Consider the following 6,349-nt stretch of genomic DNA (forward strand, 5'->3'; position numbering starts at 1 on the left):
GCCCTTATGCCAAGCTGGGCGCCCGGGTCGAGCGCGTAATGACGACAATTGCTTCGCTGCAGGTCAAACGCTTTCCGGGCCACCTGCAAAGTCTTCACCCGGCCGTACAGCGCCCAAGACCACTGATGTGATCGACAAGAGCCTTTTTGATAAATCTGCGCTATTCTCCTGTCGCGCACGGACGACCGCGTGGCGAAGAGCAGGGTCCGAGATGAGAGCCCTGCCGCGCAGCTTCTATCGTCGCGCCTCGTTTGCGGCATCCGTGCCTACCCTCTTCGGACCTCGTGGGTTCCAACCGGCGACGAGGCGTGCATAGGCGCCCTCGGCCTGCTCCACCCAGCGGCGCTCTTCTTCCCGGTGGCTCTTTATGTTGTAGGCGTGCGCTCCCTTTTGGCCGCGCACAGCCTTGCTCCCGGCCTTGAGTTCCACATCGCGCAAGCTTCTTGGCATGCAGGGAGGGTCGAGCCCACGCGTAACTCTCGCCCTTCTCAACAGATGACAGATCACGACAGAGAGTTTGCGTGCGGTTGCCACGGCCGCGACATGCTGTCCGCGCCGGGCTCGCACGCCGCAGGGAGAAGGCTCGCAACGGTCCGGGAGCACGAGCGGCCGCCCAGGCCGCCTCGACGAGCATGCCGCGCGCATGACCACGGCCCTGCTTGGTGATCCGCCCATGGTAGGCCGGACCTGGCCGGACTGCTGGACGCTTGGGTTCAACCCGAGATAGGTCACGAGCTTCTGCGGATCGTCGAAGCGCGACACGTCGCCGATCGCCGCCCTTCATCGCCAGCGCGACGGTGATGTCGACGCCGGGAATGGTCATCAGCCGCTTCACGCCTTCATCCTCGAGAGCCGAGCGGACAAGATCGCGTTCGATGACCTGGAGGTCTTCGCCCAATCGGTCGAACTCGCGCAGATGCCCATCGATCGCGAGGCGCTCGTCCTGCGGTACGACCTGCTCGATTAACCAGGTCCGACCCTTGGCGCCGCACAGGTCAGCATGCGGGCAGGACGGATCAGGTGGCTATGAAGGATCGACTGGATGACGCTCTTCAATCGAGATCTCTGTCGGACAATCTGATTGCGCCGTGTCACCTGTCGACGCAGAGCCTGCGTCGGCTCGTCCGCAATCCAGACTTCTGGCAAGAAGCCGCTGGCATAGAGCTGCGCAAGAACGTCGGCGTCGATCGTCGTTTTGATCTTGGCATAGGCAACGATAAACACCTGTTTCGGCTTGGCGATCCCCACCTTCTTCACATGCGGCGCAACCACAGCTGCAGCGGACGTCGCGTTGCCGGTGGCCTCGATCACCCCGACATCGTTCGGCGACAGCTTCGCGGCGAACGCCGCCAGCAGATCGCGCCGCATGTCGACGCGGCCGAGTCGCCTGAGCCTGCCCTCCTCCCATGCCACTGCTTCGGCGAAGGCGCGGTGAATATCCAGTCCGATGATAAGCATGCCCGTTCCTCCTTCTTGGCTCGGTCAAAGACGGGAGCTGGCGGGCAACACGACATCTACTGATCCGCGCTCGCAGCGCATCCGGGAAAGTCGCGAGGGGCGGCCATGTAACGAGCTCGGGCTCTCAGCCCACGGTCTATTGACGGCCTGCCTGCACCTTTGTGCTCCCGGTGCCCCACGTCCCGGATGGGCTCACCATAAGGGCGTTCCAAAACAAGAACAGCAGGACGAGAAGGCACCACAGATCACATACCGGATAGCGGCAAGGCCAAGCGCTTCGTTCAGATAGGCTTGCGCCAATGGGCTTAGGCCGAGCCTACAACAGCTCTCAAAAACGCTGCCGGACTGCTGCATTGGCTCGCCGATACAATTGGCACAGGCCTCACGGCAGCTTAGGATCAAACCGCCCATCAGTCGCCTCGGACTGGAAAGGTGCACCCTATTAGGTTCCACGCCTAGCTAGGTCGGGGCCGCCGAAGACGCTGGTTGATAGACCGGCGCCATCGGCCCGGCGTTTCAAACTGCCAATCTCTGACCTGCACAGTACGAACGATTGCTCGCTTCGGCAGATCACGCGGCTCATATGTCGGACCTTAACGTCATCCATCATAAACTTTTTGCGACAAAAGATTGCAAGAATGCTAAATTGTTAAAGTCGTTTGTTTCGGTTAAAGGCATCCATCCCATGGATGGCTGATGACATGCGTTTCAAAGGACTTGATCTAAATCTCCTCGTTGTGCTCGACGCACTCCTGACGGAGCGTAATCTCTCGGCGGCGGCACGCAGGATTAACCTGAGTCAGCCCGCCATGAGTGCGGCCGTCGCCCGACTGCGCGATTATTTCCGCGATGAACTGTTTACGATAAGAGGTCGCGAAAGATTTCTAACCCCGCGTGCGGCAGCATTTGCCCCCGCAGTTCGCGACGCTCTCCAGCACATCCAGTGCTCGATTATTTCTTCGGATCCGTTTGACCCAGCTCGAGCCGATCGCCTCTTCAGGATCATTCTTTCCGATTTCGTCACGCTCGTGTTTTTCGAAAAGCTTGTGGAGCGTATTTCACGGGAAGCCCCCGCCGTCAGCTTCGAACTGCTGCCTGTCGACGATAGCCCCGATGAGCTTCTCCGGCGCGGTGACGTCGATTTTCTAATTCTACCGGATATGTTCACGTCGAGTGTGCATTCAAGCGTTGCGCTGTTTGACGAGAAGCTCGTGTGCGTAGGCTGTCCCACAAACAAGCAGCTGCCACAGCAGCTTACATTCGAGAGATACATGTCGATGAGGCACGTCGCGGTCAGGTTCGGGCGTACGATGAAGCCGTCTATCGAGGAATGGTTTTTGCTTGAGCATGGCCTTAAGAGACGTGTCGAGGTCGCCGTGCAGGGCTTCAGCATGATTCCACCTATGGTGTCCGGCACAGCTCGTATAGCGACCATGCCCTTACGGCTGGTCAGGCATTTCGAAAAAACGTTCCCCCTGCGGGTTATCGAACTTCCGCTGCCATTTCCCACATTCACCGAGACCCTCCAATGGCCGGCCCTCCACAATAGCGATCCGGCAAGCATCTGGATGCGGGAGATAATGATACAGGAGGCATCTCGGATGGCTGCCCCGCTGTGAACCCACGGAAAATTCAGGCGCACCTATAGTCACTACTCCTGTCACCATCTACTTTGACGACAATAGCCCTCGCCGGATAAAGTCGATGCTGGCGGCAAGTGCGCCTGCGAGATCGTCCAGAGAATGGACTTCCTCGACCAGCTCGAATGAGAAAGGTCCCGCGTAGCCGCCATCCAGCAGCGCCTGAATCTGGCTGCCATTGTCGGAACCTGCAAGAAAGCGATCGGGGTAAATCCAGAAGGTCGGGTCGTTTACGCTTGAAATGTGCACCAGGCCGGTAAGCTCGCAGAACAGGCATGTCTCCCCGGCCAGGGTGTGGTGGAACGTGTCGTGCACGAGGCGAAAGACGGACTGGCCATCAACCGCGGCAACGGCCTCGGCCGCTTCCTTCTTTGATCGAAGCGAGCAGGTTCGGAAACCCAGCGGCTCGATGAGACCGATCAGACCCCGCGACTGGAGGATTGGCTTGATCTCGTTTAGAGCGAAACGAAGATTGTCCTGGCGCTCGCTATTGGTGGGCCACGAGCTGCGGTTGGCCGGCACCAACACGAGCGTCTCCGCCCCGCACGCCGTCGCATAATCGGCGAGGTTGCTTGCCTCGGCCTGACGCGTTGGAGTCCAGTCGTTGAACCGCTGCAAGGCGTTGACAGAGATGATCGTGACGCCCGCTTCGGTAGCGGCCAACCGAACGTCCGCAGCCGGAATGCCGCGTGCGACAGGATTGCTGAAATGAGGGTAACGGATTTGGACGTCGGTCAGGCCTTGGTCACGGGCAAGCGCGAAAAGCGCACTGACGTCAAGGCGGGGCGCCGCCATGTGATCGAGTGCAAAGCGGGGCGATACCTGGCGCATTGCTTGACTTTCCTTCCATGAAGCGCGGCTGCCATTTCGGCATCCGGCTTCTTTCAAGACGGAACCACGCCGGTTCACAGATCGGACAGAGACGGCCGAGTCAATCGAGCTTTCCTTTCATCGGTGAAAGGAAAATGGGCGCTCATGATAGAAATCCATCAAGGTCAAATATTTTCCGGAAGATAAATGTCGAACGGCAGAAATGTCTGCCCCGGGCTCTCCGCGACGCCGGCTTTGATGGCCCGCTCCATTGCCATTATCAGCTCCTGGCAAAGTCGGCGCATTGGCGTGCCGACCGCCATCGTCAAGATGTCATCCGCAAGCGCCCCACGTGACTGCGGCGTCATTTCACTCACGATCGCGACGAGATCCTGACCGCTCCCCTCTTCTCGGAGCGCGGAAATTGCCCCCTCTATCCCCCCGCCGGCCATATAGAAGCCGACGAGCTCTGGTTCCCGCTGCATAAGATCCAGCAATTTTTCGTAAGTGAGCTGCCGTTCATCAAGGTTCACGAGCGCATCAAGCACCTCGAATTTTGGCGCGTTCTCACGAAAATACGCACGAAAGGCCGTTTCCCGCGTCGCATGCGCCTGGAAGCGATGGCTTCCGACAAACACCGCCACCTTGCCGGGCCGTTTTGCGGCCTTGGAAAACACCCAAGCGGCAGTCCGTCCGACCTTGCTGTTGTTGAGGCCGATGTAGCCCTCGCGCACGCCATCGGCGAAGTCGGATAGCAGCGAAAATACCGGGATACCTTTCGCCTTGAGCTCCTCGACTGATGCTGTGATTTTCGGGTGATCGGCCGCCACCATGGCGATCGCCTGGCAGCGGCTCCCAAGGTCCTTAAGAAGCGGGAGCAGGTCACGCGGCAAATGTGACTGCGCGAACTCGATGATCGGAAGGCCGTGGAAGGATTTAGCCATACTGACCGACTCTTCGATCTTGCGAGCGAAATCTTGGTAGAAATCGTGGGTAGGTTTTCTCAAGATGAAGCCCAGCTTGTAGTGCGGCAGGTGCTGCTGCAAGCGCTGTTTGATGAGACCGGCAGCATGATAGCCGATCGCGTGCGCGGCCGCATGGACCCGCTGGGCGGTCTCCTCTCGCACCGGAAGGCGGACGTTCAGAACCCGATCGACTGTTGCTACGCTGACTCCGGCTTCGCGGGCGAGATCGGCTATTGTGACGCGCTTTCCCCTAGCGATTCTGATCGGCCGGTCCTCCATCATCCGGTGCGCTCCCGCGACGGCTTGGGGCGGCAAGCTGAAATAGTTCCCCCACCCCGCGGATAGCGCATTCGACGAACAGCGCTCCATGCGCACCCAGATGAGTCTCCGTGAACCGTTCGTTTGCTTAGGGGCTTCATGGTGTTGTATTACTCACTGCGTTAGTACTCTATTTCCAGCGCTCTTTGGAGGCTGGCAATTCGACTGTTGTGTCAAGGCCGCTACTTACACGTCGCGCTGTTGCGATCTTGCTTGCGGGGAGCCAGTTTGATGTAACCCTAACCGCGGAAAGCGGTTTCCATCCGTGACTGGTCCAATTCGCCTTCCCAGCGAGCGACAACGAGCGATGCCACCGCATTACCGACTAAATTCGTCAGCGCGCGGCATTCCGACATGAAGCGGTCCACGCCAAGAATTAGAGCCATTCCGGCAACGGGAACACTCGGCACGACAGAGAGAGTAGCGGCCAATGTGATGAAGCCGGCGCCGGTGACGCCTGCCGCACCCTTCGAGGAAAGCATCGCAATTAGCAGCAGGAGGATCTGATCGGCAATTGACAAATCTGTGTTCGTCGCCTGGGCGATGAAGAGGGCGGCGATCGTCATGTAGATATTGGTACCGTCCAGATTGAATGAGTATCCAGTAGGGATGACGAGACTTACGACCGAACGGGCGGCGCCGGCCTTCTCCATCTTCTCCATTAGCGAGGGCAGCGCGGCCTCCGAGGAGGACGTTGCCAGGACAAGCAGCAGCTCGTCCTTGATGTAGCGGACGAGAGAAAAGATCGAGAAGCCGTTGTAGCGGCAGACCGCGCCGAGAACCCCGAACACGAAGAGGAAGGCGGTAAGATAGAACGTCGCGACCAGTATCGCGAGGTTGGCCACCGAACCGATTCCGTATTTGCCGATCGTAAAGGCCATTGCGCCGAAGGCGCCGATGGGTGCAGCCTTCATCAGAATGCCGACGAGCTTAAAAATGGGGGCGGTAAGCGCCTGGAGAAAGGTAACGACCGGCCTGCTCGTCTCTCCGGTCATCGCCAAAGCAATGCCGAACAGGACCGAGAAGAACAGGACTTGCAGGATGTCGCCTTCCGCGAAGGCACTGGCAATCGTTGACGGGATGATGTTCATCAGGAAGCTGGTCACGGACTGCTCGTGAGCCGTGGCCACATAGCCCTTAACGGCTTGGACATCGAGC

Annotated in this window: 4 protein-coding genes and 1 pseudogene; 1 reads left to right on the top strand and 4 read right to left on the bottom strand. The window is 59.1% G+C overall.

Going from position 1 to position 6,349, the window contains the following annotated elements; genetic code table 11:
* Positions 1-234: 234 nt before the first annotated feature.
* Positions 235-1,458: pseudogene (locus tag EN906_RS18925) on the bottom strand (IS110 family transposase).
* 701 nt (positions 1,459-2,159) lie between these two features.
* Here EN906_RS18925 and EN906_RS18930 point away from each other — a divergent pair.
* Positions 2,160-3,077 (top strand): LysR family transcriptional regulator, encoded by a 918-nt coding sequence (locus tag EN906_RS18930; RefSeq protein ID WP_063170390.1) that lies wholly within the window; start codon positions 2,160-2,162, stop codon positions 3,075-3,077.
* 48 nt (positions 3,078-3,125) lie between these two features.
* Here the strand turns inward: EN906_RS18930 and EN906_RS18935 are convergent, their stop codons facing one another.
* From EN906_RS18935 to EN906_RS18945, 3 genes are all read right to left on the bottom strand, one after another.
* A complete protein-coding gene (locus tag EN906_RS18935; protein WP_063169395.1) occupies positions 3,126-3,929 on the bottom strand; it encodes a TIM barrel protein in 804 nt (267 codons plus the stop codon).
* A 164-nt stretch (positions 3,930-4,093) separates the two neighbouring features.
* Positions 4,094-5,155 carry a LacI family DNA-binding transcriptional regulator gene (locus EN906_RS18940; protein ID WP_051695606.1) on the bottom strand — a complete coding sequence of 354 codons (1,062 nt, stop codon included), beginning with the start codon at positions 5,153-5,155 and terminating at the stop codon, positions 4,094-4,096.
* Between the two features lie 275 nt (positions 5,156-5,430).
* Positions 5,431-6,349 (bottom strand): cation:dicarboxylase symporter family transporter (locus tag EN906_RS18945; protein WP_127375301.1); only part of this gene is annotated, 919 nt, incomplete at its 5' end.

This window comes from Mesorhizobium sp. M7A.F.Ca.CA.004.06.1.1, from assembly GCF_003999135.1.
GTDB lineage: Bacteria > Pseudomonadota > Alphaproteobacteria > Rhizobiales > Rhizobiaceae > Mesorhizobium.

Coding starts and splice junctions, on each gene's coding strand:
- EN906_RS18930 (WP_063170390.1), top strand. CDS start 2,160: ATGCGTTTCAAAGGACTTGATCTAAATCTCCTCGTTGTGCTCGACGCA.
- EN906_RS18935 (WP_063169395.1), bottom strand. CDS start 3,929: ATGCGCCAGGTATCGCCCCGCTTTGCACTCGATCACATGGCGGCGCCC.
- EN906_RS18940 (WP_051695606.1), bottom strand. CDS start 5,155: ATGATGGAGGACCGGCCGATCAGAATCGCTAGGGGAAAGCGCGTCACA.